General features: G+C 50.3%; 3 protein-coding genes. 1 reads left to right on the top strand and 2 read right to left on the bottom strand.

Annotated elements, in window-relative coordinates:
- The first annotated feature begins 492 nt into the window (after window positions 1-492).
- The gene (locus tag CX651_RS19625) at window positions 493-1,044 is read left to right on the top strand and encodes a gamma carbonic anhydrase family protein (RefSeq protein ID WP_025011812.1); all 552 of its coding nucleotides are present in this window, start codon (window positions 493-495) and stop codon (window positions 1,042-1,044) included.
- 5 nt (window positions 1,045-1,049) lie between these two features.
- Here the strand turns inward: CX651_RS19625 and CX651_RS19620 are convergent, their stop codons facing one another.
- Entirely contained in the window at window positions 1,050-1,322 is a 273-nt protein-coding gene (locus tag CX651_RS19620) for a DUF1488 family protein (protein WP_062793974.1), read from the bottom strand.
- Complete coding sequence (aroE, locus tag CX651_RS19615) at window positions 1,319-2,140, bottom strand: shikimate dehydrogenase (protein WP_101057787.1); 822 nt, start codon at window positions 2,138-2,140, stop codon at window positions 1,319-1,321. Before aroE ends, CX651_RS19620 begins: the two co-directional genes overlap by 4 nt.
- Window positions 2,141-2,344: the final 204 nt, after the last annotated feature.

Genomic DNA, 2,344 nt, shown 5'->3' with positions numbered 1-2,344 from the left:
AGAAGTCGGATCGTAGCCATGTCGTTCTGTGAGCCAAGGAGTTGCGGATACGAATTGTCTTCCTAAGACCGCTTGGCCTCCGACGTATGAACACTCTTCATCGAGTTAAATCGTTTTGTCGATTTCTCAATGCCTGTGAGTGTCCACACAGATTTGCTTGTTTATCTTGTTAAAGAGCAATCCCCTAGGCGCTGTGGCCATCGGGTCAGGGCTGCGTATTCTACGCTTTCCTGCTGCGGCGTCAAGAGGTATTTACCATCTTTTTTTGCCTGTCGTTGAAAGGACTCGAGAGACTCTTTTCTTCGACCCTGTCACGTCTTTCGCGTTGTCGCTGTGCCGTGTCAGTGGGAGCGCATTATAGGGAGCCTGAACTTTTGTGCAAGAGCTTTTTAAAAGAAAACTGCTGTTTTTGACTTACTTGCTGAGAATTTGTCCTGACCTGCCACTTTTTAATCTTTATAATGGCGAAAACCAATCATATAAGGACTTTTTATGGCCAATTCTCTCAGATCTTACCAAGGTACCAAGCCAAAGTTGGCCGAAGGCGTCTATGTTGATGAAGCTGCGGTTCTGGTAGGTGACATCTTTTTGGATCAGGACGCCAGCGTTTGGCCCATGGTGGCTGCCCGGGGTGACGTCAATCATATTCGCATCGGCAAACGCAGTAGTGTTCAGGATGGCACTGTCTTGCATGTTACCCGTAAGTCGCCGGCCAACCCAGAGGGACACCCATTGCTCATCGGCGATGATGTCACCATAGGCCACAAAGCCATGCTTCATGGTTGCAAGGTAGGTAATCGTGTATTGGTTGGCATGGGAGCCATTATTTTGGATGGCGTCATCATCGAAGACGATGTGATTTTAGGTGCTGGTTCCTTGGTGCCTCCCGGCAAGGTGCTAAAGAGTGGCTTTCTCTATATAGGCAGCCCGGCCAAGCAGGCTCGCCCCTTGACCGAAGCCGAACGCCAATTTCTGCCACAATCGGCAGACAACTATGTCCGCCTTAAAGATGAGTACCTGGCCGAGCAAAGTAGTACTGACTAAGAAAGTTATACTGACTCAGGTAACTCTATCTCACCTGAGTCATTGAAGCATTCCTGCTCAATCAGCGCCTCGGCTTCATCTTCGAAGTCGAAGCGCCACTGTTCAAACAGGCTCAGGATCTCTTGCTCTTCGAGAAAAACCTTGCCACTTAGTTGCTGCATACGTTGTAAGCCAACATAGCAAGGAATATTGACCCCTTGCTGCTGGGCCATAAACTTGAGCCTGTTTGATTCGGCTTGCCACTGACACAAGTCGCTGAAGATGATCCCCTGATTCATGAGGCCTCTCCTTTTAATTCTTGCCGCAGACTCTCGAGTACAGGCTCAACTTTGGGCATGACACCTCGCCATAAATAGAAACTTCTAGCCGCCTGCCCCACCAACATTCCTAAGCCATCCAGTGTTTTTGCCGCCCCTTGCTCGGCAGCCCAGCGATTGAACGTAGTTGTTTGTGCCGAATACATCATGTCGTAGCAATAGCTATGATTGGCAACCACGGTTACGGGAATATCCGGTAGCTCACCATGCAAACTGGCTGAGGTGGAATTGATAATGAGATCATAACCCTCATAGAGTTCATTTCGCCTCAACGCCTGCAATTGCTGTGGCGCAATAGCCGCCAGCACCTCGGCCTTACTGTATGTTCTATTATAGATATCAATATGGCCGACACCGGCCGCCAACAGAGAAAGCAGACAACCTCTGGCAGCCCCACCAGCGCCGAGCAGCAAGACCTTTTTATCTTGCAGCGTCAGGTAACGACTGAGATCGGCCACCAAGCCGTAGCCATCGGTATTATCGCCCCGAATTCTGCCATCATCCAGTTTAATCAGGGTGTTCACTGCGGCGGCGGTTTCGGCTTCCTGGCTCAACTCATCACAGAGTTGAAAGGCTTGTTCCTTGAAAGGCACAGTGACATTAGCGCCCTTCCCCCCGGCAGCAAAAAAAGCCATGACACTGCCGCTGAAGTCATCGATTGGTGCCAGAATCGCTTGATAGCTTAGGGCTTGCCCGGTCTGAGCGGCAAAGGCTGCATGGATAGCCGGTGATTTACTGTGATGAATGGGATTGCCAAAGACGGCATAGCTGTCGGTCATCTGTGCTCCAGAGCAATGGAAGATATATCAGTCTACTCAGCGGCCCTAGGCCAGGCAAGGCTCCCGACCTATGCAACGTAGTTCACTTAAGCGGGGCTGCCTTGTGATTAACAGGGTATCGGGTCTTTGATATTTTTACCGCCCTAGGTCGATTTGGCTTAGGGCGTTTGTCTATAAAGAGGATGGACAAGTCTCCTCGCAGAC

Origin of the sequence: Shewanella chilikensis, from assembly GCF_002836945.1 — a bacterium.
In the GTDB taxonomy this organism is placed as follows: Bacteria; Pseudomonadota; Gammaproteobacteria; order Enterobacterales; family Shewanellaceae; genus Shewanella; species Shewanella chilikensis.
The sequence above is the reverse complement of the archived record's forward strand: the minus strand, read 5'-3'. Positions and strand labels throughout refer to the sequence as shown.

Bases quoted from the DNA above. Each gene is read 5' to 3' on its own strand.
- CX651_RS19620 (WP_062793974.1), bottom strand. From the start codon at position 1,322: ATGAATCAGGGGATCATCTTCAGCGACTTGTGTCAGTGGCAAGCCGAA.
- CX651_RS19625 (WP_025011812.1), top strand. From the start codon at position 493: ATGGCCAATTCTCTCAGATCTTACCAAGGTACCAAGCCAAAGTTGGCC.
- aroE (WP_101057787.1), bottom strand. From the start codon at position 2,140: ATGACCGACAGCTATGCCGTCTTTGGCAATCCCATTCATCACAGTAAA.